The organism is Streptomyces sp. NPDC027189, assembly GCF_055566975.1.
The window spans coordinates 735,883-760,527 of record NZ_JBVHRI010000001.1 but is presented as its reverse complement, the minus strand read 5'-3'; the positions used below and the strand labels follow the sequence as shown (position 1 = coordinate 760,527).

At 71.8% G+C, this 24,645-nt stretch carries 19 protein-coding genes and 1 pseudogene; 14 read left to right on the top strand and 6 right to left on the bottom strand.

Annotated features, from left to right (window positions below):
- The first annotated feature begins 11 nt into the window (after positions 1-11).
- The 4 genes from ACZ4RZ_RS03440 to sucD all read left to right on the top strand — a co-directional run bounded on the left by ACZ4RZ_RS03440 (position 12) and on the right by sucD (position 5,268).
- Positions 12-980, top strand: a complete 969-nt coding sequence (locus tag ACZ4RZ_RS03440) for a hypothetical protein (protein ID WP_467741547.1) — start codon at positions 12-14, stop codon at positions 978-980.
- A gap of 150 nt (positions 981-1,130) precedes the next feature.
- Positions 1,131-2,756, top strand: a complete 1,626-nt coding sequence (locus ACZ4RZ_RS03435) for a hypothetical protein (protein ID WP_467741545.1) — start codon at positions 1,131-1,133, stop codon at positions 2,754-2,756.
- A gap of 427 nt (positions 2,757-3,183) precedes the next feature.
- A complete protein-coding gene (gene sucC / locus ACZ4RZ_RS03430) occupies positions 3,184-4,362 on the top strand; it encodes an ADP-forming succinate--CoA ligase subunit beta (protein WP_369248679.1) in 1,179 nt (392 codons plus the stop codon).
- Positions 4,363-4,383: 21 nt separating this feature from the next.
- A complete protein-coding gene (gene sucD / locus ACZ4RZ_RS03425; RefSeq protein ID WP_381263548.1) occupies positions 4,384-5,268 on the top strand; it encodes a succinate--CoA ligase subunit alpha in 885 nt (294 codons plus the stop codon).
- 217 nt (positions 5,269-5,485) lie between these two features.
- Here sucD and ACZ4RZ_RS03420 read toward each other — a convergent pair whose 3' ends face one another.
- Positions 5,486-6,604, bottom strand: coding sequence for a sigma factor-like helix-turn-helix DNA-binding protein (locus tag ACZ4RZ_RS03420; RefSeq protein ID WP_467741542.1), 1,119 nt, complete (start codon positions 6,602-6,604; stop codon positions 5,486-5,488).
- Between the two features lie 108 nt (positions 6,605-6,712).
- Between ACZ4RZ_RS03420 and ACZ4RZ_RS03415 the strand changes: the two genes are divergently transcribed.
- A complete protein-coding gene (locus ACZ4RZ_RS03415; RefSeq protein ID WP_467741540.1) occupies positions 6,713-8,353 on the top strand; it encodes a cell division protein PerM in 1,641 nt (546 codons plus the stop codon).
- 423 nt (positions 8,354-8,776) lie between these two features.
- Here ACZ4RZ_RS03415 and ACZ4RZ_RS03410 read toward each other — a convergent pair whose 3' ends face one another.
- The gene (locus tag ACZ4RZ_RS03410; protein WP_467741538.1) at positions 8,777-9,619 is read right to left on the bottom strand and encodes a hypothetical protein; all 843 of its coding nucleotides are present in this window, start codon (positions 9,617-9,619) and stop codon (positions 8,777-8,779) included.
- A gap of 843 nt (positions 9,620-10,462) precedes the next feature.
- On the opposite strand from ACZ4RZ_RS03410, the gene purN reads away from it, so the two are divergent.
- Entirely contained in the window at positions 10,463-11,083 is a 621-nt protein-coding gene (gene purN, locus ACZ4RZ_RS03405; protein ID WP_467741536.1) for a phosphoribosylglycinamide formyltransferase, read from the top strand.
- Positions 11,080-12,642, top strand: coding sequence for a bifunctional phosphoribosylaminoimidazolecarboxamide formyltransferase/IMP cyclohydrolase (gene purH / locus ACZ4RZ_RS03400; RefSeq protein ID WP_467741534.1), 1,563 nt, complete (start codon positions 11,080-11,082; stop codon positions 12,640-12,642). The genes purN and purH overlap by 4 nt, the downstream gene beginning before the upstream one ends.
- Positions 12,643-13,026: 384 nt before the next feature.
- On the opposite strand, the gene ACZ4RZ_RS03395 is transcribed toward purH, so the two are convergent.
- The 3 genes from ACZ4RZ_RS03395 to ACZ4RZ_RS03385 form a co-directional block, all read right to left on the bottom strand.
- Positions 13,027-14,580, bottom strand: a complete 1,554-nt coding sequence (locus tag ACZ4RZ_RS03395) for a serine/threonine protein kinase (protein WP_467741532.1) — start codon at positions 14,578-14,580, stop codon at positions 13,027-13,029.
- Positions 14,577-15,323, bottom strand: coding sequence for an FHA domain-containing protein (locus tag ACZ4RZ_RS03390; RefSeq protein ID WP_467741530.1), 747 nt, complete (start codon positions 15,321-15,323; stop codon positions 14,577-14,579). Before ACZ4RZ_RS03390 ends, ACZ4RZ_RS03395 begins: the two co-directional genes overlap by 4 nt.
- 169 nt (positions 15,324-15,492) lie before the next feature.
- Positions 15,493-16,146, bottom strand: coding sequence for a hypothetical protein (locus ACZ4RZ_RS03385; protein WP_467741528.1), 654 nt, complete (start codon positions 16,144-16,146; stop codon positions 15,493-15,495).
- Between the two features lie 311 nt (positions 16,147-16,457).
- Here ACZ4RZ_RS03385 and ACZ4RZ_RS03380 point away from each other — a divergent pair, with 311 nt between their 5' ends.
- Together ACZ4RZ_RS03380 and ACZ4RZ_RS03375 are read left to right on the top strand one after the other, a co-directional pair.
- Complete coding sequence (locus ACZ4RZ_RS03380) at positions 16,458-17,312, top strand: bifunctional methylenetetrahydrofolate dehydrogenase/methenyltetrahydrofolate cyclohydrolase (protein ID WP_399076982.1); 855 nt, start codon at positions 16,458-16,460, stop codon at positions 17,310-17,312.
- A gap of 79 nt (positions 17,313-17,391) precedes the next feature.
- The gene (locus tag ACZ4RZ_RS03375) at positions 17,392-17,859 is read left to right on the top strand and encodes a DUF3017 domain-containing protein (protein ID WP_467741969.1); all 468 of its coding nucleotides are present in this window, start codon (positions 17,392-17,394) and stop codon (positions 17,857-17,859) included.
- 105 nt (positions 17,860-17,964) lie between these two features.
- On the opposite strand, the gene ACZ4RZ_RS03370 is transcribed toward ACZ4RZ_RS03375, so the two are convergent.
- Positions 17,965-18,390, bottom strand: coding sequence for a hypothetical protein (locus tag ACZ4RZ_RS03370; protein WP_467741526.1), 426 nt, complete (start codon positions 18,388-18,390; stop codon positions 17,965-17,967).
- A 502-nt stretch (positions 18,391-18,892) separates the two neighbouring features.
- On the opposite strand from ACZ4RZ_RS03370, the pseudogene ACZ4RZ_RS03365 reads away from it, so the two are divergent.
- The 5 genes and pseudogenes from ACZ4RZ_RS03365 to ACZ4RZ_RS03345 form a co-directional block, all read left to right on the top strand.
- Positions 18,893-19,066 (top strand): annotated as a pseudogene (locus ACZ4RZ_RS03365) (response regulator transcription factor); the annotation flags it as partial.
- A 311-nt stretch (positions 19,067-19,377) separates the two neighbouring features.
- Positions 19,378-19,944, top strand: coding sequence for a helix-turn-helix domain-containing protein (locus tag ACZ4RZ_RS03360; RefSeq protein ID WP_467741524.1), 567 nt, complete (start codon positions 19,378-19,380; stop codon positions 19,942-19,944).
- A gap of 372 nt (positions 19,945-20,316) precedes the next feature.
- Positions 20,317-21,552 (top strand): helix-turn-helix domain-containing protein, encoded by a 1,236-nt coding sequence (locus ACZ4RZ_RS03355; RefSeq protein WP_467741523.1) that lies wholly within the window; start codon positions 20,317-20,319, stop codon positions 21,550-21,552.
- Between the two features lie 724 nt (positions 21,553-22,276).
- Entirely contained in the window at positions 22,277-23,266 is a 990-nt protein-coding gene (locus ACZ4RZ_RS03350) for a malate dehydrogenase (protein ID WP_467741521.1), read from the top strand.
- Positions 23,267-23,601: 335 nt separating this feature from the next.
- Positions 23,602-24,633 (top strand): hypothetical protein, encoded by a 1,032-nt coding sequence (locus ACZ4RZ_RS03345; RefSeq protein WP_467741519.1) that lies wholly within the window; start codon positions 23,602-23,604, stop codon positions 24,631-24,633.
- Positions 24,634-24,645 lie beyond the last annotated feature (12 nt).

The following is a 24,645-nucleotide window of genomic DNA, read 5'->3' as shown; positions in this document are numbered from 1 at the left end:
CCCTCCCCGTCTTGACCCCCTCAGTCGCACTGCCCGGTGCCGCTGTGCGCGTGATGCGTGCGGCGGCCGGACGACGTGCGCTGCAAGTGGTGCTGCTGGTGGGAGGCTTGTTCGCACTCGGGTTCCTCTGCGGGGAGCAGGCGCACGCGGCCGACGGGGCGGTGCCGACGACTCCGACGGGGGTCGCGCAGTCGGCCACGAGCGCGGCGGATCGGGTGGTGACGGCGGGTAAGTCGGCCCCCGAGGCCGGCGCGAACCCGACGAGCGCCGTCACACACGTCACCGACACCGTTCGTCAGGTTGCCCAGCCGACTACTGACTCCGTTCGTCAGGTTGCCCAGCCGACTACTGACACCGTTCGTCAGGTTGCCCGGCCGGCCACCGACACGGTTCGTCAGGTCGACAAGTCCGTCCGCGACCTCGTACAGCCGTCCGCCGACACCGCCGTACGGCCGATCGGTGACGTGGTGAAGACGGTGACCGGCCGACTGCGCGCAACCCCGCCGGACGTACTGCCGTCCGTGCCGGAACTCCCCGACCTGCCGGGGCTGCCCGCGCTCCCCGGTGCGGGTGCGCAGACTCCGCCCGTCGGTTCGGCCCCACAGCCGTCCAGCGGAGTGACCCAGCGGCCGGGCGTCACTGACAGGCACGACAAGGCGGCGCGTCGCTCGGACGCACCCGCCGACGCCTCGTACGGAGCGAGCGGTCTCGCCGCCGACACCGACGGGGTCGCCGTGCGCCGCGACCACGGCGACGCCAGAGCGGGACAGGCACCCGCTCGCCAGGCACCCCCCGGCGATCCGACCGGCGCGCTGGGCAACCAGTCCGCGGTCGACAATGGCGCGCCGCGGCACGGCGATCCGCATGCCGTCACTTCGAACCACCGGGCGCCGCTGCGGCTCGCGCCCGGCGCCTCCGCGGTCGTCACCGCGGCCGAGACCCGGGACAGGTACCGGGACATTCCCGTTTTCCCCGGCTAGGGCAGCCCTTCCCCCGCTGAACGACCTGCCGCGCGGGGGCGGAACAGGTCTGCCCGCCGTCCGGACACCCCTCCGATCCCCGGACGGAAGCCCCCGGAATTCAACCGGAATCTCCCGAACTCTCGGAATCCCGAAGGATCTGACGTACGCATGAACAAGAACATCCGCCGTTCCATCGTCATAGCCGCCGGTGTCACCGGCGCGTGGGCGCTCGGCTCCGCCGTCGCCAGCGCGGACGAGCTGCCCGCGTCGTCCGTGGCCGCTCCCGATGTCAGCCTCGACGTCTCGGACACCGCCGACTCGGTCACCGGCACCGTTGACGGCGTCGTCGGGAACGTGACAGGCGACGTGCAGAGCACGGTCTCCGGCGTCACCCATAGCGTCACCGACGGCACCGCCGTCGACGGCGCGACCTCGACGGTCACGGGTACGGCCGCCAAGGCGCGGTCCACGGCCGACGCCGCCGCCTCCACCGTCACGAAGACCGCCACGTCCCCCGTCAAGAAGACCGCCACCACCGCGACGACCGGGACCGCCGACCACGCCCGCCGCTACGTCGACGCCAAGGTCCCCTCCGTCACCCACCTCTCGCAGGCGAAGACCGCCGTCGCGGACCGGGCGACGGGCAAGGCCGAGAAGACGGTCGCCGACGTCGGCGCTCCGCAGGACGAGATCGACTACCTCTTCGGCCCGCTCTCCGCCTTCGCTCCGGAGCTGGAGCAGGCCCTCGCGGGCGCGCAGACGAAGCTCGCCGCCGTCCAGCGCACCGCCGCCGGGGTGCCGTCCGCCGTGCAGACGAAGGCCCAGCAGACCGTCGCCACCGCGCAGCGGACCGCGGGCACGACGGTCACCGGCACGCCCGCCAGGGCCCAGGGCGCGGTCCAGGGCGCCGCCGGCACCGCCACGGGCATCGCGATCCCGGTCGTCGGCGAGACCGCGGCCGCCGCGCTGCCGCCCGTCGCCGGCACCGCCGTCCACGGCGTCACCCCGGTCGTGGACCACGCCGTCGGCAACGTGACCCCGCTGGCCTACGGCGCCGTGGGCAACGCGACCGCGCTGGCGTACGACGCCGCCGGTCACGCGGCGGCCTTGGCGCACGGTGCCACGGCGGACGCGACGACCCTGGCGCACGGTGCCACGGGCGACGCGAGCACGCTGGCGTACGGCGCCGCCGGTGACGTACAGCCGCTGGCCGGAGGCCTCGCCGGGCAGGTCGTGGGCGACACGTCCGCTTCGGTCCTGCCGCCGGTCGCGGCGACCGCCGTGCACGGTGTCGTCCCGGTCGCCGGGCAGGCCGTCGGGGACGCGGGCGCACTGGCGTACGGCGTGGCCGGCGACGTCCAGCCCTTCGCGGGCGGCGTCGTGGGTGACGCGGGGACGCTCGCGTACGGCGTCACCGGCCCGGTCGCCCCGTTCGCGCAGGGTGTCGTCACCGACGACGTGCAGCCCTTCGCCGGGGGTGTGGTCGGCGCGGTGCAGCCGGTCGTCGACTTCGTGCAGCCGGTCGTGGCGGGTGTCGAGGGCAGCGCCACCGGGTTGGCGTACGGCGTCGCGGGCGATGTGCGGCCGTTCGCCGACCACACCGTCGGTCAGGTCGACCCGTTCGCGGGCGGTGTCGTCGGCCAGGTCGGCCCCTTCGCACAGGACCTGAACGGAACCGTCGAGGCGACCGGCGGCCCCCTCGCGGGCAACGCCGTCACTGGCGTCCAGGGCGTGGCCCGGTCGGTCGCGCCGAGCTACCTGCAGGACGCGCAGTACGGCACGTACAGCATCTGACGGTTCCCCCTTTTGCCGTACGGCGACATCCGGCGAAGCCGACGTACGGCATCCGACCGACTCCGCAGGGCGACGGCCCCGAACGGCCGAAAGCCGTCGGTCCGTGCGACCGGAACCCCTGCGGTGGGGCCGGGTGGTCCCCATTGGGGTGGGGGTCACCCGCCCCGAGCCCCGCACCAGGGGCTGTTCAAGGGGCCTCACCAGGCAAACCCCAGCCTGGTGAGGCCCTGTTCTGTGACAGGTATCACCGCTCAGGTGTGATCTGCGATTTAGGGACCCGCGTCCAGCGGCGATAACCTGCGAGACGGACATGCCGCGCGCTCGGACACCGTGTGCGCCACCCTTGTGACAGCGGACGTCACGTTGCCCTTCGCGGCACGCCCACGCATCCAACGAACCGCGAGATCACTGATAGGGACGGACGCGCGTGGACCTGTTCGAGTACCAGGCGAGGGACCTCTTCGCCAAGCACGGTGTACCGGTGCTGGCCGGTGAAGTCATTGACACGCCTGAGGCAGCCCGCGAGGCGACCGAGCGTCTTGGCGGCAAGTCCGTCGTCAAGGCCCAGGTGAAGGTCGGCGGCCGTGGCAAGGCCGGTGGCGTGAAGCTCGCCGCCACCCCGGACGAGGCCGTCGCCCGCGCGACGGACATCCTCGGCATGGACATCAAGGGCCACACGGTCCACAAGGTGATGATTGCCGAGACCGCTCCGGAGATCGCCGAGGAGTACTACGTCTCGTACCTCCTCGACCGCACCAACCGCACCTTCCTCGCCATGGCGTCCGTCCAGGGCGGCGTGGAGATCGAGGTCGTCGCCGAGGAGAACCCCGAGGCCCTCGCGAAGGTCCCGGTCGACGCCAACGAGGGCGTCTCGATCGAGAAGGCCCGCGAGATCGTCGCCCAGGCGAAGTTCCCGGCCGAGGTCGCCGAGCAGGTCGCCGAGATCCTGGTGACGCTGTGGGACACCTTCATCAAGGAGGACGCCCTCCTCGTCGAGGTCAACCCGCTCGCCAAGGTCGCCGACGGCCGCGTCATCGCCCTCGACGGCAAGGTGTCGCTGGACGAGAACGCCGAGTTCCGTCAGCCCGAGCACGAGGCGCTGGTCGACCACGCCGCCGCCAACCCGCTCGAGGCGGCGGCCAAGGCCAAGAACCTCAACTACGTCAAGCTCGACGGCGAGGTCGGCATCATCGGCAACGGCGCGGGTCTCGTCATGAGCACCCTGGACGTCGTCGCGTACGCCGGTGAGAACCACGGCGGCGTGAAGCCCGCCAACTTCCTCGACATCGGCGGCGGCGCCTCCGCGGCCGTCATGGCGAACGGCCTGGAGATCATCCTCGGCGACCCGGACGTCAAGTCCGTCTTCGTCAACGTCTTCGGTGGCATCACCGCCTGTGACGAGGTCGCCAACGGCATCGTCCAGGCGCTGCAGCTGCTCGCCGACAAGGGCGAGGAAGTCACCAAGCCGCTGGTCGTCCGTCTGGACGGCAACAACGCCGAGCTGGGTCGCAGGATCCTGTCGGACGCCAACCACCCGCTCGTGCAGCGCGTGGACACCATGGACGGCGCGGCCGACAAGGCCGCCGAGCTCGCGGCTGCGAAGTAAGGGACGAGGGACTAAACAGCCATGGCTATCTTCCTCAACAAGGACAGCAAGGTCATCGTCCAGGGCATGACCGGTGCCACGGGCATGAAGCACACCAAGCTCATGCTGGCCGACGGCACGAACATCGTCGGTGGCGTGAACCCGCGCAAGGCGGGCACCTCCGTCGACATCGACGGCACCGAGATCCCCGTCTTCGGCACGGTCGCCGAGGCCATGGAGAAGACGGGCGCCAACGTGTCCGTTCTCTTCGTGCCGCCGGCCTTCGCCAAGGCCGCCGTCGTCGAGGCGATCGACGCGGAGATCCCCCTCGCGGTCGTCATCACCGAGGGCATCGCCGTCCACGACTCCGCCGCCTTCTGGGCGTACGCGAAGTCGAAGGGCAACAAGACCCGCATCATCGGCCCGAACTGCCCCGGTCTCATCACCCCGGGCCAGTCCAACGCCGGCATCATCCCGGGCGACATCACGAAGCCGGGCCGCATCGGCCTGGTCTCGAAGTCCGGCACGCTGACGTACCAGATGATGTACGAGCTCCGTGACATCGGCTTCTCGTCCGCCGTCGGCATCGGTGGCGACCCGGTCATCGGTACGACGCACATCGACGCGCTCGCCGCGTTCGAGGCCGACCCCGACACCGACCTGATCGTCATGATCGGTGAGATCGGCGGCGACGCCGAGGAGCGCGCGGCGGACTTCATCGCCAAGAACGTGACGAAGCCGGTCGTCGGCTACGTCGCCGGCTTCACCGCGCCCGAGGGCAAGACCATGGGCCACGCCGGCGCCATCGTCTCCGGGTCCTCCGGCACGGCCGCCGCGAAGAAGGAGGCCCTCGAGGCCGCCGGCGTCAAGGTCGGCAAGACGCCGACCGAGACGGCGAAGCTTGCGCGTGAGCTCCTCGCGGGCTGACGCTCTGCTGAGCTGAACGTCCAGTGGGCCCGCACCCCTTGCTGGGGGTGCGGGCCCACTCGCGTTCCCGGGGCGGGAGCTTGCTTGCAAGGCGCCCGGCGCTGGTGGCTGTGCCCACCCTCCCCCAAGCTCTCGGCTTCGCTCGAGCAGGGGGACCCCCATCGCCCCGCGGAACGATTGCCCACAGCGGTAGTGGCTCGGACGGTCGGCCGTCGCGTCACCTGCCCTCGGGGACCAGCCGTTCCGGGCCGCTTGCCGTTTCCGACTTGAGCTTGGCGCGGAGAGTCAGTTGGGGTGGGGAGAGGGGGCCCTGGGCGGCGCGGGGTGGCAGTCCGTGGACCGCTTCGGGCGGGGACAGGGGGGCCTCGTAGTGGTCCGGGGCCGAGCGCAGTGTCAGGGCCGTGGTGCCGATGAGGAGGACCGTGAAGGCGATGGCCGCGCGGGTCCAGCGACGGGCGCGCCGTTCGCTGTGCCAGCGGACGCTGCTGGGCTTCGCCGCCCGCAGCCGCTCCTTGCTCGCGAGTTCGGCGAGCCGCTGATGCAGCTCCTCCGGCACCGCCAGATCCGGCAGGCGCGCCGCGACGGCCTTGCGCGCGTGCAGCAGCCGGTTGGCCGCTGCGGGCGTGCTCGCCTCCGTCTCGGCCGCGGTCTCCGGCAGATCGAGCCCCACACCGTCGTACAGCAGGAGTGTGCGCCGGTACACCGGCGGCAGCTGCAGGAGTACGTCGAGCAGCACGCGGTCGGCAGCATCGGCGGGCGGTGCCTCCGGGTGCCGCTGGCGCAGGCGCATCCGGCGCCAGGGGGAGAGCGCGCACTCGTACGCGGCCGCCCGTACCCACCCGGTCGGATCCCGGTCAACGGCCACCTCGGGCCAGCGGTGCCAGACCAGTTGGAAGGCCCGCTCCACGGACTCCCGCGCCAGCTCGCGCCGCCCGGTGAGCAGATACGTCTGCCGTACAAGGGCGGGGGCGCAGAACGCGTACAGGGCGTCGAAGGCCTGAGCGGGCGTCAGCGCGTCAGTGGGCAGCGTGGATTCCGCGCCCTCGGACGGCTTCTCCTCGTGGGCGGGCGGCACGCCGGCGCCCACCGATGCGGGAACGGCCTGCTCGTGACGGACGGTCACCTCGGACTTCGCGCGCGCCGGATCGGTCAGCAGCTTTGCGTACGCTTCCCGCTTGCGGCCACGCGGCTTCGTACGGCCGGTCTCCCAAGAGCGCACCGTCTCAGGGGCGACGCCCAGTCTGGAGGCGACCTCGGCCTGGGTCAGTGACTTGGCCTCGCGCAGACGGCGGCGCTCCTCGGGGGCCGGCAGCGGGGTAGTAGGGCTCCGTGTCATGCCGGACTCCACAGGGTGCCCCTTCGTACGAAAAAGTACATAGCTGCATATTGAGCGACACATCCGGGGTTCGCCTGTTACGACGAGAAAGCGCGTGTCGTTGGGAGCATGAGAGCCGTGACCCAAATGACCGACCGCAGGCTGTCGTTGTCGCCCCTGCTCACCCGGATGCGCGACCGATCCCCCGGACTGGCCGCCAGCCTCCTGGGTGGCGCCCTCGCGGCGGGGCTCGGGCTCGGCTCGTTCGCCGTCCTCGTCATGGTGCTGTGGATCAGCTCGCCGTACCCGGACAGCGGGCCCGGCGGGGCGCTGCACGTGGCCGCGGCGCTCTGGCTCCTCGCCCACGGTGTGGAGTTGATCCGCACCGACACCTTGTCGGGCCTGCCCATGCCGGTGGGGGTGACACCGCTGCTGCTTCTCGTGCTGCCGGTGTGGCTGCTGCACCGGGCGGGGCGCGACGCGTCCGACGCCGAGTCCGAAGCGGGGCCGCGCACGGCGTGTGTCGGGGTCGTCGTGGGCTATCTGTCCGTCGGCGCGGCCGCGGCGCTGTATGCCTCGGGTGGTGCGCTGCGCCCGTCCTGGGTGTGGACCGCGGTGTGCCTGCCGCTGCTTGCGCTGGGGGCGGCAGGGGCGGGGGTGTGGACGGCGTACGGGCGCCCACGGGGGCCGATGCCGTCCTGGATGCGACGGGCCCTGGCGGCGCTGCCGCTTCCCGGCGCACGTCTTTCCGGCGTACGTCGCTCCGTCGGCGCGCCCGATTCCGCGCCGGCGGAGGCTCCCCGGTTCCTCGGGGGTGTGGTGCGGGCGGCGGGGGCCGGGGTGGCGGTGCTTGTCGGGGGCGGGGCGTTGCTGGTGGCGGCGTCGCTGGTGTGGCACGGGGGGACGGCTCGCGACTCGTTCCTGCAGCTCACCGAGGTGTGGTCGGGGCGGTTCGCCGTGCTGCTGCTGTGCCTGGCCCTCGTGCCGAACGCGGCGGTCTGGGGAGCGGCGTACGGGCTCGGGCCCGGAGTCGTCCTCGGTGCGGGGCATGTGGCGGGGCCGCTGTCCGAGGCTGCGCCGGTGTCGCTGCTGCCCGCGTTTCCGCTGTTGGCGGCGGTGCCGGGGGCGGGCGGGCCGTTGAGCTGGGCGAGTGGGGTGGTGCCGGTGGCCGCGGGGGTGACGGTGGCGTGGTTCGTCGTGGCGGCGGCCGTGCCCGGTGACGGGGAGGGGGATGCGGGCTGGTCCCGGGGGCGGACGGTTGCCGCGGTCGCGCTGGCCGCCGGGCTGTGCGGCGTCGCGCTCGCGGTGCTTTCCGGGCTGGCCGGAGGGCCGCTCGGGGTGGCGGCCCTCGCCCACTTCGGGCCGGTGTGGTGGCAGGTGGGGCCTGTGGCGGTGGGGTGGACCGGGATGGTGGGGGTTCCTGTGGCGGTGGGGGTGCGGGGGTGGCGGCTTCGGGAGGCTCGGGTGGGTACGTCTGCTGGGCGGGTTCTTCGGATGCCGTGGCCCTCGTGGCCGTCGTGGCCGTCGTGGCTGTTGTGGTCGTCGAGGGCTCGGCGGTCGTCGGCCGATGTGTCGACGGCGACGGTGCCGCCCGCTGACGCTGGGCCCCAGCCGGGGGTGCTGGACTCCTCGCTTGAGCCTTACGAGCCGTATGACTTCCTCCCGGACGACGCCACGGGTTCCCCCTGGTACGAGGACTTGTCCCGCGAGGCCCGCTGGGCGGCGCTCAAGGATGCGTCCACGCCCCCGGAGCCGCCGGACTCCGCCTGAGGTTCACCCGGGGTGATTTCTCGCCCCCTCCGCCCCTACCCATTCCCGTCCCCTGGGGCTCTGCCCCAGACCCCGCCAGGGGGCGCTGCCCGCTGAACCCCCGGCGGGGGACTGCACTTCCTACGCCCCTACGCGGGGCTTCGCCCCTGTCTTCGGCGGGGGCTTCGCTCGCCTGCGCCCCGCCCGGGGCTTTGCCCCAACCCCACCAAAAGGGCTCCGCCCGTGAACCCCTGCTCCTCAAACTGCCTGAGGGGCGAATTTGCGAGCTGCGGCACGCGCTTTCAGCCCCGGTTGGCACCCTTCAGCCCGTCCGGCGTTTGTGGACGAGGCCGTTCAGGCCGATGCGGGGGTCTGGGGGCGGCAGCCCTCAGGTACGGGACGGGCAGGGGCGGAGGGGGCGAAGACCACCCCCGGCGCCGGCCGTCAGCCGTGTGTTCCCAGCAGACCCCGGAGGTCCTTCGGGAGGAGGTCGTTGCAGGACTGCTTCGCGGCGTTGGTGAGGGCGTCGTTCGTGCAGGAGTAGTAGTCGCTGTAGACGAGCTGCGCGGTGAAGGTCGCCGCGACCATGAGGATGGCCAGCGAGGCGGTGACGAGCCCGCTCACCGCGGCGCTCGTCTGGGGGCGGGTGTTCGGATCGGGCGCCGGAGCGTCCGGATCCGGAGTCCGCGGCTTGGCACGCAGCGCGCTGCCACCCCAGTACAGGGCGAGCGCGCCGAGCAGCAGCGCCACGTACGGCCAGCTGAAGAGGGCGAAGAAGAACGCCCACATCCCGGAGAGCAGGGCATAGCGCGCGCGGCGCTGAGCCGGATCCGTCGGGTCCCAGCGCATGCCGCTGCCCGGGCCACCGCCGGGTCGTTCGGGACCGCCCTGCCCCTGCGGCGCCCCCGGCCGGTCACCGAAACCCCCGCCGCTCGAAGGCCCGGGCTGCCGGTCGCTCCACTGGCTGCCCCACGGGGACTGCCCGCTCTGGTCGGCCCCACCGTTGCCGTCCGCTCCCTGCCCGCTCGCGGGCCGCCTCGGCTGCCACGGCCGGTCGGGCGTGCCCTCCGGGGGCGGAGCGAACGGATTGTCGTCGGAGTGCGAGGGGGGAGTGGCAGGAGCGTCGGGACCCCGTCCGTCCGAGGAGCCGTTCCCGCCCGCCGAGCCGCGTCCACCTGCGGAGCCGTTTCCGTCCGCGGGCGCGTCCCCGCTCGACCGCGGCGGGGTGGGCGAAGGACGCTGCTCGCGCAGCAGGAGCGGCGGGAGTCGGAGACTGCGGTCCGGCATCAGGTGTGCGTCTTCCCCTTGGTGGTTCTGGCGGGCGGCGTGTCCACACGGCATCGTGCTCGCGACGCGCGCCCCGAGCTACTTCACCCCGGGCTCACGCCCAAGGTGTCGAGCCCCGGGCTGACGCCCCGAGCTCCTTGCCCCCGGGCTCGCACCCAGGGCTTCCTACCCCTGGGCTCGCACCCAGGATCTTCGTCCCTCAGGACTTGCGTCCCGAGCGTCGTACGCCGGGCTCGTGCCCGGATTTTCCCATCCCCGAGCTCGCACCCAGGATGTCCGTCCCTCAGGACTTGCGTCCCGAGCGTCGTACGCCGGGCTCGTGCCCGGATTTTCCCACCCCCGAGCTCGCACCCAGGATGTCCGTCCCCCAGGACTCGCGTCCCGAGCGTCGTACCCAGGACTCGCGCCCCGAGTGCCGTACCCCGGGCGGCCCAGAGCGACATACCGGGACTCACGCCCAGAGCTCCCGCCCTCGGCCCGTGTCCTGGCTGTTCGTTCGCAGGGCTCGCACCGAAGGTGTTCACCCCTCGGCCCGCGCCCCGAGCACGCATGCTCGCCCGAGGGTCGTAACCCCGGACGATCGCACCCGGGGCCCGCGCCCCGAGCGTTCGTGCCCGTCCCAGGTCAACGTCCCGCGTGCGCAGGGCGTTCCCCCGTGGTGGACGGTGTTCCCGGGTGGATCCTCCCCAGACGCTACCTTCCGGCCACGCCCCCGTCCCGTGGGGGCCGCCCGGTGTGCCGGTATCGTTGCTGACGGTCGGCCGCTTCGTAGACTTCCCCGTATCCCGGGGCGCGAAGCATTCGTACGACCGTACAAACGCTCCCCCGAGAAAGGGCCCCGTCGTGGCCAAGGCCAAGCGCCTCGTCGTGCTGGTCTCCGGATCAGGTACGAATCTGCAGGCACTGCTCGATGCCATCGCGACGCACGGCACCGAGGCCTACGGAGCCGAGATCGTGGCCGTCGGGGCCGATCGGGACGGTATCGAGGGGCTCGCGCGCGCCGAGCGGGCCGGCATCCCCACCTTCGTCCGCCGGGTCAAGGACTTCGACAGCCGGGACGAGTGGGACCACGCTCTCGCCGAGGCCGTCGACGCCCACGAGCCCGACCTCGTCGTCTCCGCGGGGTTCATGAAGATCGTGGGGAAGGAATTCCTGGCCCGGTTCGGTGGGCGCTTCGTCAATACGCATCCCGCCCTGCTGCCCAGTTTCCCGGGGGCCCACGGCGTGCGCGACGCGCTCGCGTACGGCGCGAAGGTCACCGGATGCACCGTCCACTTCGTCGACGACGGCGTCGACACCGGACCGATCATCGCTCAGGGCGTGGTGGAGGTCCGGGACGAGGACGACGAGAGCGCTCTGCACGAGCGCATCAAGGAAGTCGAGCGAAGGCTGCTCGTCGATGTCGTGGGGCGGCTCGCCCGCAACGGCTATCGCATTGAGGGACGAAAGGTAGTTATCCAGTGACCGCCGAGAGCAACAAGCGGCCCCTTCGCCGGGCGCTCGTCAGCGTCTACGACAAGACCGGGCTCGAGGAGCTGGCTCGCGGGCTGCACGAAGCCGGTGTCGAGCTCGTCTCCACCGGCTCCACGGCCGCCCGTATCGCCGCCGCCGGCGTCCCCGTCACCAAGGTCGAGGAGCTGACCGGCTTCCCCGAGTGCCTGGACGGCCGCGTCAAGACCCTGCACCCGAGGGTCCACGCGGGCATCCTCGCCGACCTGCGGCTCCCCGATCACCGGCGTCAGCTGGAAGAGCTCGGTGTCGAGTCGTTCGACCTCGTCGTCGTCAACCTCTACCCGTTCCGCGAGACCGTCGCCTCGGGCGCGACGCCCGACGAGTGCGTCGAGCAGATCGACATCGGCGGTCCTTCGATGGTGCGGGCCGCGGCCAAGAATCATCCGTCCGTTGCCGTGGTGACCAGCCCGGCGCGATACGGGGACGTACTCTCCGCCGTCAAGTCCGGTGGCTTCGACCTCCGTACCCGCAAGCGGCTCGCCGCCGAGGCCTTCCAGCACACCGCCTCGTACGACGTGGCGGTGGCGAGCTGGTTCGCGGACGACTACGCCGCGGCCGACCAGAGCGGCTTCCCCGACTTCCTCGGCCACACCTACGAGCGGAAGAACACCCTGCGCTACGGCGAGAACCCGCACCAGGGTGCCGCGCTGTACGTCGACGGCACGGGCGGTCTCGCCGAGGCCGAGCAGCTGCACGGCAAGGAGATGTCGTACAACAACTACACGGACACGGACGCCGCGCGCCGTGCCGCGTACGACCACGAGGACCCCTGCGTAGCGATCATCAAGCACGCCAACCCGTGCGGTATCGCGGTCGCGTCCAATGTCGCCGAGGCGCACCGCAAGGCACACGCCTGTGACCCGCTGTCCGCGTTCGGCGGTGTCATCGCGGTCAACCGGCCGGTGACGAAGGAGATGGCGGAGCAGGTCGCGGAGATCTTCACCGAGGTGATCGTGGCGCCCGAGTACGAGGACGGCGCCCTCGAAGCCCTCACCAAGAAGAAGAACATCCGCGTGCTGCGCGCCCACAAGGCGCCCGCGAACCCGACCGAGGTCAAGCAGATCGACGGTGGCGCGCTGCTCCAGGTCACCGACCGCCTCCAGGCCGACGGCGACAACCCGCGGAGCTGGACCCTCGCCACCGGCGAAGCCCTGAACGAGGGCGAGCTCGACGAGCTGGCCTTCGCCTGGCGGGCCTGCCGCGCGGTGAAGTCCAACGCGATCCTGCTCGCCAAGGACGGCGCCTCGGTCGGCGTCGGCATGGGCCAGGTCAACCGCGTCGACTCCGCGAAGCTCGCCGTGGAGCGGGCGGGCGCCGAGCGTGCCCGCGACTCGTACGCCGCCTCGGACGCGTTCTTCCCGTTCCCCGACGGCCTGGAGATCCTCGCCGAGGCGGGCGTCAAGGCCGTGGTCCAGCCCGGCGGTTCGGTCCGTGACGAGATGGTCGTGGAGGCCGCGAAGAAGGCCGGCATCACGATGTACTTCACGGGGACGCGCCACTTCTTCCACTGAGCCCAGGACCGCGGCGGCCTCCGACCCTCCCCCGAGGGAGCCGGAGGCCGCCGCGCGTGCCGCAGCAGATGGGCAGGCCCGGGATCGGCTCGTAGTTGTTGCCGCCCGACACCTTCTTCGCGGGGAAGTGGCCCCAGCCGTTGTGGGCATAGGCCACGTCGCCCTGGGTGCAGAGCCACCAGCTGTTCTTCGCGTTGCCGACCGGGATGTTGTGTTGTCCTCACCCTGGGTCTGGCAGACGAACCAGTCGTCGCCGGCGTGGAGACAACCGGTCGGCAGGGTTCCCTGGCCGATCTCGTCGTCCTCCCTTTGCCGCCACCCCGTCGGTGGCCGGGTCCACACTCACGGAGGCGTGCCGCGAGCGGTACCTCGGAACTCTCAGGGTCACTTCTTGCCGGGCGGGGTGTACTCCTTGAGGTAGTGAGCGACGCGGTCGGCGTAGGCGCGGACCTTCGGGGGAACTCCGCCCGCGTCGTTCACTTTTCGGTACGAGGTCCGGTACGCGGCGGCGACCAGCACCTGTTCGTCGCCGTCCAGGCCCGGCTCGAGCCGCGGCACGATCGCGCACAGATAGCGGCTCACGGCCGGGATGGACTGGGCGGGCGTGAAGGGGGGCTTGGGGATCTCCGGCGTCGGCTTTCCGTCGGAGCGCAGGTAGTAGCGCAGTACGCGCGGAGTCCAGCGGGCGATTCCGTACTCGTCCATGGCGGGATCGGAGAGATGGGCATCGAAGTTGCTCTCGGACTTCAGCATCGCGGCGATCAGCCCCGGCGTGACCGGCGCCTGCACGCAGTCGTGCGCCGAGTCGACGATCAGGGCGCGGTACGCGACGGGAACGCCCTTGTCCGTACGGAGTTCGGAGGCGCCGTAGCGCGCCGCGCTCACCTTGGTCGTCCGCTTCGCGCCGGGCTCCTGCGCGTCCCCTCCGTCGTTCGCGATCGCGCTGATCCCGTACGCGAGCGCGGCCACCGCGACCACGCCGGCCGCCGCGCCCAGGACTGCCCGGCCACCGCGTACCGGCCGTCGCGGCACGCGCACCGAACGGGCCGTCCCGGCCGCCGCCTCCACACGCCGCAGCAGTGCCTCTCCGGTGATCCGTTCCTGGTGCGTACGGGCCAGACAGTCCCGCACGATCTCCCGCCAGGCATCCGGCAGTCGGGGAGACAGACGCAGCTCGTCGGTGCCACGCGCATAGGCGACCGCCGCGTCCCTCCGGGCCGACGGGGTGCCGCCGGGCAGGGGGTAGGAATCGGTGAGCACGAGGTGGGCCAGGACGCCGAAGGCCCAGATGTCGGCCGACGGTCTGATGCGGCGGCCCCGCTCGCCGATCTCCGCCCACAGCAGCTCGGGCGGGGTGTAGTCGGGCGTCGAGAAGGCGGGCGTGTAGGCGTGGGTGCCTTCCAGCTCGGCGGCCATGTTGAAGTCGGCGAGCCGGGCCGAACCGTCCTTCATCAACAGCACGTTGGCCGGTTTGAGGTCTCCGTGCACCCAGCCCGCCCGGTGCAGCTGGGCCAGCCCCTCGCAGATCTGCGCGAGCAGCGCCGGACCGGCCGCGGGGCGCGGCGCCCGGGAGAGCAGCGCGGCCAGGGAGCCGTCCGCCTTCTCCAGTACGAGGACGGTGGCGCCGTCGAGTTCGGGGCGCGCCGGGTCGTCGACGGTCAGGGTCTCGTACAGCCGGATCAGCCGGGGCGCGGAGTGCAGCCTGCTGAGCAACCCCAGCTCACGCTCGGCCAGTTCGCGCAGGTGGGTCAGTTGGCGGGGAGTGTGGGTGCCGGTCGGCAGGAACTTGAGGGCGGCTGTGGCGGGGAGGTCGTCGGACGGGCTGGCCCGCCGTGCCGCGTACACGCTCCCGAAAGCCCCCGTGGCGATCGGCTCGCGTACCTCCCAACTGCCCACCCGATAGCCCTTGGGCACCGGCACGGCGTACGGATCGCTCACCGGCCGGCCCGGGTCGGCCGTGCCGTCAGGACGACCAGATCGTCCTCGCGTACGAGGTCGAAGCGGAGCGCCAGGGAGACCAGGGACTCCTTCTTGCCGTTCAGGCGCGGACCCGCGTCCGCCGTGTCGGGGCCGGGCTTGAGGCGCAGTTTCACCGCCAGGTAGTCGATGTTCCACTGCACGGTGGTGCGGCTGGCGGACGGCCAGAGGGGGCGCAGCCGGTCCACGACCTGGTCGACCGTGGGGATCGGGGCGTGCGGTTCGCCGCGCAGGCGGGGTTCGCACAGGGCGGCGAGGACCGCGAAGTACCGCTTGGTGCGGTCGACGGAGAAGGCGGGCGCGGTCGTCGCGCCGTCGAGGGAGCCGGGGGAGCGCAGATAGTCGTGGCGGGGCGCCCACACCTCGATGGGCAGCAGGTCGCCCGCCGCGGGCAGCACGATCCGGGAGAACTCGAAGGGGACGGGCGCGTCCAGGCGCCCGGGGCCGACCTTGATGTGCTCGCCGGCGCCCTCCGGATTCTCCACGACGTACGTCTGGCGCGCCGAGAGGTTGCTCAGTACCCAGAAGGCGCTCTGCGCGGTGATCACACCGGCCGCGCGGGAGACGCCCTCGTGCGCGATCGCGAGGTCGTTGTCCGCGGCGGACCGGCCGAAGGCGAGGCGCTCTCCGGGAGCGAGGTGGATCTGGGGGGTGTTGCGCTCGGCCTCCGTGGTCGGCGGAGGTACCACGATGATGCTGTACAAGGTCCGTCTCCCCGTGCACGCGCGGCTACGGGATTCAGGGTAGACAGACGCACCAGGGCCGTGTCCCCCCTTGTGCAGGGTGAGACACGGCCCTTGCAGTGAATGGCGTGAACTGTTCAGTAACGCCGGGTTGTTCAGTGACGCGGGGTTGTTCGTGTCGTGGGGTTGTTCAGTAACGCGGGCGCGCAAACCAGGCGGTGCCGCTGGGCACGACCGGCGCCGCCGTGATGATGGCGGCGAAGACGACCCAGATCAGCGGGAAGATGACGGCGGAGGCCATCCCGGAGTCGAGGCCGACGAAGAGAAAGATCAGACCGACGATCCCGCCGAGCGCACCGTAGATGACGGTGGTGATGCGGATGCCCTGGGCGCCCTTGCCGAACTTCACGCCGAGGGTGATCGAGAGGGCCGCGAGAGCTGCCGCGACCAGGCCGATGACCACCAGGACGCCCGAGGCGATGCCGGCACCGTCACTGAACGAGCCGAATGGATCGTCGGACGATGAGCTGTAGCGGTCCGCCGCGTTGGACACGTCGTTGGCGATGGCGGCGAAGTAGAACCAGCCCAGAGCCGCCAGGATCTGCACCGCGGAGATGATGAACAGGAACACGCGCGCCGTGACCAGAAGCCCCGGCATCGACTGCGGAAGCATCTGGTTGCCGCCCGGGTAGCCGGGGTACGCCGGCTGCTGCTGGTAGCCGTAGCCCTGCGGGGGTACGCCGGGCGGGGCCTGCGGGTAGCCGTAGCCGGGAGCGGCCGGCGGAGCGGCGGGGGGCTGCTGGGGCGGCTGCCCGTAAGGGTTGTTCGGGTCGCCGAAACTCATGGCGGGTTTTCCTCCGTTGCCTGGTGCGGGGACGACGCGCGGCACGGTTCGGAGGAATTTCTACAGAGCGGTTCGTCCCCCCGGTACTGCCCGCGGCACTGTCTGCTCATCGTTCTTTAGCCGACTCTTACTTGTCCAGCCGCATTCCTTATGTGTTGTGCAAGTGCAACATCGGTGATCATGGCCGGATACGGTCGAAACGGGCGCCGGAACATGGCCGAAGCGGTGCGGTGGGGCCCTCGAGGGGCCGCGGGACGGCCGCGGGGTGCCCGGATTGGAACCAGGACCCGGTCATCCGGGAGGATGGGGTCATGACCGCCCAGATTCTCGATGGCAAGGCCACCGCAGCAGCGATCAAGTCCGATCTGACCGCCCGCGTGGCGGCCCTGAAGGAGAAGGGCGTCACGCCCGGCCTCGGGACGATCCTGGTCGGGGACGACCCCGGCAGCCAGAAGTACGTCGCGGGCAAGCACCGCGACTGCGCCCAGGTCGGCATCGCCTCCATCCAGCGTGAACTGCCCGCCACCGCGACGCAGGAGGAGATCGAGGCGGTGGTCCGCGAGCTGAACGAGGACCCCGCCTGCACCGGCTACATCGTCCAGTTGCCGCTCCCCAAGGGCATCGACGAGAACCGCATCCTGGAGCTGATGGACCCGGACAAGGACGCGGACGGCCTGCACCCGATGAACCTCGGGCGACTCGTGCTGAACGAGCCGGCCCCGCTGCCCTGCACCCCCAACGGTGTCCTCACCCTGCTCCGACGCTACGGCGTGGAGATCAAGGGTGCCGAGGTCGTGGTCGTCGGCCGTGGTGTGACCATCGGGCGCCCGATGCCGCTGCTGCTGACGCGACGCAGCGAAAACGCCACCGTCACCCAGTGTCACACCGGCACCCGCGACCTCTCCGCGCACCTCAAGCGCGCCGACATCATCGTCGCCGCGGCGGGCTCCGCGCATCTCGTCCGGGCCGAGGACGTGAAGCCGGGCGCCGCCGTCCTCGACGTCGGTGTCTCGCGCAGCGCCGAGGGCAAGATCGTCGGTGACGTCCACCCGGACGTCGCCGAGGTCGCCGCGTGGATCTCCCCGAACCCGGGTGGCGTGGGCCCGATGACCCGAGCCCAGCTGCTCGTCAACGTGGTGGAAGCGGCGGAGCGCAGTGTCGGCTGAGGGACGGTCCGAGAACAGCGAGGCGCGGGGCGCGCGCGACGCCGGCGCCGAGTCGGCGGTACGGGATGCGGAGGCGGCCGTGCGGCACGCAGTGAACGCCGGTGACGAGGCGACCGTCACGGACGCCGTGAGCGCGCCCGACGCCGAGGGGAAGCCGCGGCGCACCACGCGGCGCTTCCCGAGGATCACCCGGGACACCGCGCGGCCCGAGGGCGGCGGCCGGGCGGCGCCCGGGGACGCCCCGGCGCCCGCGCGCCAGTGGCCGATCCTCGCCGTGCTGTCGGCGGTCGGGCTCGGCCTGCTACTGGTCGCGCTCGACGTGTTCCGGTTCGGGACGATTCTCATCGGCGCCGCGCTCCTTGCGGGAGCGGTGATGCGCTGGACGCTGCCGAGCGTGGGCATGCTGGCGGTCCGCTCCCGTTTCACCGACATGCTCACGTACGGCGTGCTGGGCGTGACGATCGTGCTGCTCGCGCTGATGGCTCAGCCCAACCCGTTGTTGGAGATCCCGTTCCTGGACGACACGCTGCACTTCACGGTTCGCTGAGCGCCGAGCGCTGGGCCTTCGGCCCTGAGCTCCGGTCGCTCGCGCACGACGGTGGCCCGCGCCTCCCCCGGAGGGCGCGGGCCACCGTGCTTTTCGGGCGGTCGCTCAGCAGTTGATGTACTTCATCTGGAGCTGGTAGAAGGACTTGCCGCTGGGGGCGTAGAGCCGTACCGGTGAGGAGTCGCCCTTCGGGCCCGCCCAGTCGCTGTCGACGTACCCGCCGCCGCGCAGCAGGCCGCGCACGAACGGGCAGCGGCCGTCGGACTTGGTGTCGTGGACCGTCCTGGTGACCTTCGTGTCGTAGTTGCACCACTTGCCGTTGGCGTAGCCCTCGCGGCTGGAGATCGACCAGTTGTTGGTGCGGGAGTCGGCGGCCGGAGCCTTGGCGGCGGCGGTCGCCGCCGGGGCGAGGGCCAGGCCGCCGCCCAGGAGGGCCGTGGTGGCCAGGCCGACCGCGATGCGCTTGCGCGCACTCGTGCGGGTGCGGGTGCGGGTGCGGGTGCCGTTGCCTGTGCTCGTGCGTGTGTTCATGGGTCCGATTTCCCTCTTCGGATGCGGTGCCGGTGCTCGGCCGGCCCGATTCTGGACGCGGTGCCGGTGGTCGGCCGACTCCGTCGTGGTCCCAGAACGTACGGGGCGCCCCGTACGCCTCGCGTCCCGCGGCGGTTTGAACTCCCGCCCCACCGGGAGCGGTAGGCGCGTCGTTCTTGCAACTTCCGTGGTAGCGCAGAAGGTTGACGCGGAGCGGCGGAGGCGGCGTTACGCTGCGCCGATGCGCTTGTGGCCGCCCCGCCCGTTCGCCGTCGACAGGCTGATCGCGTTCGCCATGGTGTGCGTGGCCGTCCTGCTCGGGCGGGAGTCGGTGACACAGGGCTGGCCCGAACTCGACGGCCTGGCCTACGCGTTGGTGGTCTGCACGCATCTGCCCGTCGCCTTTCGCGGCAGGGCACCGCTCGTCGTCTTCGGCGCGGTGCAGACGGCGAGCGTCGTGTACATCACCGCGGGTTACTGGCCGGTGGTGTGCACGTTCGGCCTCAAGCTGATCGCCGCCGGCCTGTCCAATCCGGAGATCGCCGGCCGCCTCTGCATTAGCGAGGCCACCGTCAAGACCCACCGCAACCGGACGATGACCAAGCTCGACCTGGACAGCAGGGCGCAGGCTGTGGTGGTCGCGTACGAGACGGGGCTCGTCAGGCCTCGCGGGTGAGCGCGATCGGCGCGGCCGCCGTCGGCCGAGGGGCGTGATCGCGGCCCCCCGGACATGACCGAGGCCCGTCCTCTCCCCCGAGGAAGGACGGGCCGCGATCGGGCGGATGTCCCCGCCCGGGATCAACACTTGTGCACGGGAACAGGCTGTTCAACACCTGGCAGTTCGCTGTGGCACGGAAGTGACCATTCCGCTACGGGGTCCGTGCCGTGTGCCGGGAACCGTCCGCCGGGCGGCGCCGCCGACCGTTCACGGGAACCGTCCGCCGCCCGGTGTCGTCCCTCGCTCAGGAACGCCGAGGGAGGTCAGCGATGGGTTCCTGGCAGCCGCTGCCGGAGCAACTTCCGCCGGAGGTGCGCCACTTCGTCGAGCAGCTGCGGCAGCTCAAGGACCGCACCGGCCTCAGCCTGGTCGCCCTGGGCGCGCGCACCGCGTACAGCAAGTCGTCCTGGCAGCGCTACCTCAACGCGACCCAGCCGCCGCCCCGGCAGGCCGTGGTCGCGCTGTGCCGGGTCGCCGGTCTCGCGCCCGAGGACACGGAACGCTTCGGCGTGCGCTGGGAGCTGGCGGTGGGGGTCTGGCCCCGGGTGCCGGTGGGCTCCGACTCGGGCGGCGACGGCTCGGTGTCCGGCGGTCCGGTGCACGGTGGTCCGGTGTCCGGTGGATCGTCTGTGGGTGGGCTCGCGCTCGACGGTTCGTCCGCCGGTGGGTCCGTTCCCGGCGCGTACGAGGACGACCCCACGCTTCCGTGGTGGGACGCGCCGCCGCCCGACGCATCGTCGTCCGGGCCCGGCATGGGCCGCCTGCCGCTCTACGCCGCCCTGCTTCTGCTCGCTCTCCTTCTCGTCGCCCTCGTCGGGGCCGTCACCCTCGGGTGAGCTGAGAGCTTCCGGGGCTCCTGAGGTCACGCCTGTGTTGTCGTTGTGTCGATGTCTTGACAAAATCAAGGATTTGCACTGATCCATTACAACAGCCGGGTTAACGTGAGCAATCGGGACGGTCCGGGACGTCCCGCGCGGAGGCCAGGGGTTCGACCGGCCGCACATGATGCCGGTGGGACACTGGACCGCAGCCCAACGGGCGTGCAACGGTGCATGCCCCGACCCGAATGCTCCCGTGCGCCCCCACCCCGGGAACTGAGATCCTGACCGAGCGCATCCCTGTGGGTAGCCAGAACGGGGACTCGGCGGAGGGGCGCCACGCGCGGGGAGAACAGTCGTGCACGTACGGGGGGAAAGAGGGGGGAAGCAATGCCTCGTTGGAGGGCCTTGCCGGATGAACTCGATCCGCAGGTCAGGGAGTTCGCCAGCCAGCTGCGTCGGCTCGTCGACCGGAGCGGGCTGAGCATTGCCGCCGTGGCCGACCGCACGGGCTACAGCAAGACGTCCTGGGAGCGTTACCTCAACGGGCGGCTGCTCGCGCCCAAGGGTGCGATCGTCGCGCTGGCCGAGGTCACCGGGACCAGTCCCATTCATCTGACGACCATGTGGGAGCTGGCCGAGCGCGCCTGGAGCCGCTCGGAGATGCGCCACGACATGACCATGGAGGCGATCCGGATCTCCCAGGCGCGTGCCGCGCTCGGGGAGTTCGGACCGACTCCGGCGAAGGGGAGCAACGGCCAGCAGGCCGCCCGCAGGGGCGGCAGCGCGACCGCGACGCCCGGGATCGCCGGGCCCGCGGGGGTCTCGCCGACGGTGCCGCCGTCGGTGCCGTCCGTGCCGTCTCAGCCGTCCGGTCCGGACGCGGGGGAGTCGTCTTCGTACGGGGCTTCGGCGTACGGGGGCGGCTCGCACGGCGGTTCCGGGCACGGCGGGTCTTCGTCAGGGGGGTCCTCGTCCGGGGGTGCGGGACGCGGCGGCAGTTGGGGGGTTGTCGCCTCGCCGTCCGACGGGGGCGGGCAGTTCGGTCCCTCGGCGCCGGCCGGACCGGGCCGGCAGGCCGGAGGGCCGCCGCAGGACGCGCGGCCCGGTGCCGCGGGGTCGGGGGGCGGGGCGCGGCGGGGGCGGCGGCTCACGATGTTCCTCGCGGGGATCGTCGGCGCGCTCGTGGTGATCGCCGTAGCCGTCTACCTCACCAGTGGCGGGGACAAGAAGAACGCGGGCGACACGCCCAAGACGCCCTCGACCTCGGCCAGCGTCAATCCCGACCTGCCGGCCGGGGTGAAGTGCAGTGGCGCGGGCTGCACCGGCAAGGACCCGGAGAACATGGGCTGCGGCGGTGAGTTGGCCAAGACCACGACCAGCGTCACCGTCGGTACGACCCTCGTCGAGGTGCGCTACAGCGAGACCTGTGCCGCCGCCTGGGCCCGGATCACTCAGGCGGCGGTCGGCGACCGGGTCGAGGTGTCCTCGGGCAGCGCGGCCAAGCAGACCGGGTCGGTCATCGCGGACACCGACGCGTACACCCCCATGGTCGCGGTCAAGGACGCCGGCGACGCGACGGCGTGCGCGACGCTGAAGTCGGGGCAGAAGGGCTGCACGAAGTAGCGGCGCGGCGCGGCGTGCCGCGCCGTTGCGCTTTCCGCCGGTGGGTGGGTCGGGGCCGGTACAGCGGCCCCTTCGCCGGTGGCAGATCGCTTTGCTTCTACGGCTCTGCCTGTTGGCAGCCACGTAAGCGACGGGGCGTGTGATGTACCGGCACGGCCTCTTCCGTGGTCTGGCGACTGCGGGTGCGTGGGGGTGCGCGTTCGCAACCGCGGCTCCGGGCGGGTGCCGGCGTGCCCTCCCCGCCCGGCCGGCGCTCGGTCTTTTGGCCCGTCCGGCGTTTGAGGACGAGGCCGTTCAGGCCGATGCGGGGGTCTGAGTGCGGCAGCCCCGGGGACGGGACGGGTAGGGGCGGAGGGGGCGAAAAAACCATCCCCCGGCAGGGATTGCTCGCACGGCTCCGGGGCAGGCGCACCGTACCCCCACGGGATCCGGAGCCGTCCGGGAGGATTCACCCCCTTCCGAGGCGGACCCCCGGTACCCCAACAGGCGGTCGCCCCGCCCCCTCTCCCGGGCCGGGCGGCCGCCTCTCGGGCGGTTCTGTGGGGTGGGCCACACGGACCCGGACGTCGGGGGTCCCGGATGCGCGATAGCCTGGCGGCGGATCTCTCTTGACGCCAAGAGATCGATCATCGGTACCCCTGATCGATCAAAGTGGCGGACGCAGGGGAGCTCCTGCACCCCGGGGCAGGGACGCCCCACCGCCAGCTGTCATACGGAGAACGCCATGACCCGCACTCCCGTGAACGTCACCGTCACCGGCGCGGCCGGCCAGATCGGTTACGCCCTGCTCTTCCGCATCGCCTCCGGCCAGCTGCTCGGCGCGGACGTGCCGGTCAAGCTGCGCCTCCTGGAGATCACGCCGGCGCTGAAGGCCGCCGAGGGCACCGCCATGGAGCTCGACGACTGCGCCTTCCCGCTTCTTCAGGGCATCGACATCACGGACGACCCGAACGTCGCTTTCGCCGGCACGAACGTCGGTCTGCTCGTCGGCGCCCGCCCCCGTACCAAGGGCATGGAGCGCGGCGACCTCCTGGAGGCCAACGGCGGCATCTTCAAGCCGCAGGGCAAGGCCATCAACGACAACGCCGCGGACGACGTCAAGATCCTGGTCGTCGGCAACCCGGCGAACACCAACGCGCTGATCGCCCAGGCCGCCGCCCCGGACGTACCGGCCGAGCGCTTCACGGCCATGACCCGCCTGGACCACAACCGCGCGCTGACCCAGCTCGCGAAGAAGACCGGCACGACGGTCGCGGACATCAGGCGCCTCACCATCTGGGGCAACCACTCCGCCACCCAGTACCCGGACATCTTCCACGCCTCGGTCGCCGGCAAGAACGCCGCCGAGGTCGTGGGCGACGAGAAGTGGCTGGCCGAGGACTTCATCCCGACCGTCGCCAAGCGCGGTGCGGCGATCATCGAGGCCCGGGGCGCGTCCTCCGCCGCTTCCGCCGCCAACGCCGCCATCGACCACGTCTACACCTGGGTCAACGGCACCGCCGACGGCGACTGGACCTCCATGGGTATCCCGTCGGACGGTTCGTACGGCGTCCCGGAGGGTCTCATCTCCTCCTTCCCGGTCACTACGAAGGACGGCCAGTACGAGATCGTCCAGGGCCTGGACATCAACGAGTTCTCCCGCGCTCGCATCGACGCGTCGGTGAAGGAGCTCGAGGAGGAGCGCGAGGCGGTCCGCGCCCTCGGCCTGATCTGATGATCTGAGCCAACTCCCGCACCACATCAGCCCCTGCCCGGGAAGCCGGGTGGGGGCTGACGCGTGCGTACGGAAAGTACGTATCGAACGTACGTGCTTTGTCGCCATATAGGGGGGTGCGGCGGGAGTAACCCTCGCTATCGTCGGGACGTACGGTCCACCGGGGGAACGGGGGCGTGGCCGGGGGAGCGCGGCGGGTGCGGGTCCCTGCGTGAGCATCTGCGGCTGCTCACGGAGACGGATGCCACGACCGGGCTCGACGGCGAACTCGCCGTCTGCAGGGGGAGATCGAGCGAACGGGCCGGGCGGATCCGGCGCGGCTCGGCCGGCTGGGCATGCGCCTGGAGACCGCCGCCTCGGCGGTCGCGGGGCCGGCGTCGACGGCGGCCGTGGTGCAGGTGATCGCGCGGCTCGCGGGCCGGCGGGACCGGCGTGGGAACGGGGGTGACGAGGTGGCGCAACGGTGGGACGCGGACCGTCAGCGGTGGGTCGACGACGGTGCCGGTGGGGGCGGGAGCGGCGGGGCCCGGGATGCCGCAGACGTCGGCGGGACGCCGCCGGACGCGGAGCAGCAGTGGTGGGCGTCCGTGCCGACCCAGTCGGGGCTCGTTCGACCGGAGTGGTATCCGCCTCCGGCTCCGGCACCCGTACCGCCATCGCCACCGCCGGGGTCCGGCCGGGAGACCGCGGACTCGCGCCGACTCCTCGTGGTGATCGTGGTCGTGGCGCTCCTCGCGGGCGGTGTGGGAGGCGGGTTGTGGGCGCTGACCAGGAAGGACTCGCCGGGGCACGGCGACTCCGGCGCGACACGGCCGGCGGTGACCGTCACGGCCACGCAGCCCCCTTCCTCGCCGGAGAACGGCTACACGTCGGGGAGTCAGGACAGCTACGCCGATCCGGCGGAGTCCACTGCCCCGGGGCCGTCGCCCGGGTACAGCCGGGCGGTCGACCCGGTCGGTTACACCGTGGACGTGCCGGAGGGGTGGGCGCGCAAGGAGGTCCAGGGCAAGCTGGCGCCGGTCGTCACGTACACGGCCCCCGGTCGCGGCAGCAGGCTCATGCTGTTCGAGGTCAAGGAGAGCTCCCTGACCGAGTCGTTGGACCAGGCCGAGGCCATCTGGCAGCGGCTCTCGGGCTATCAGCTCCTGGACCGGCAGACGGGCCCCGACTGGACGGAGGTCACCTACCGCTACGACAGCGAGCAGCACGGAGCCACTCAGGTCATCGACCATCGCTTCACGGCAGCCGACGGCACGCTGTTCGCGATCAACGCCAGTGGTCCCGAGGGCGAGGACATGACCGGCACGCTCACCACGGCCCTGAACTCCTTCTGCCCCACCGGTGTCGACTGCGGGAGCAGTTCATAGGCGGACGGCCGC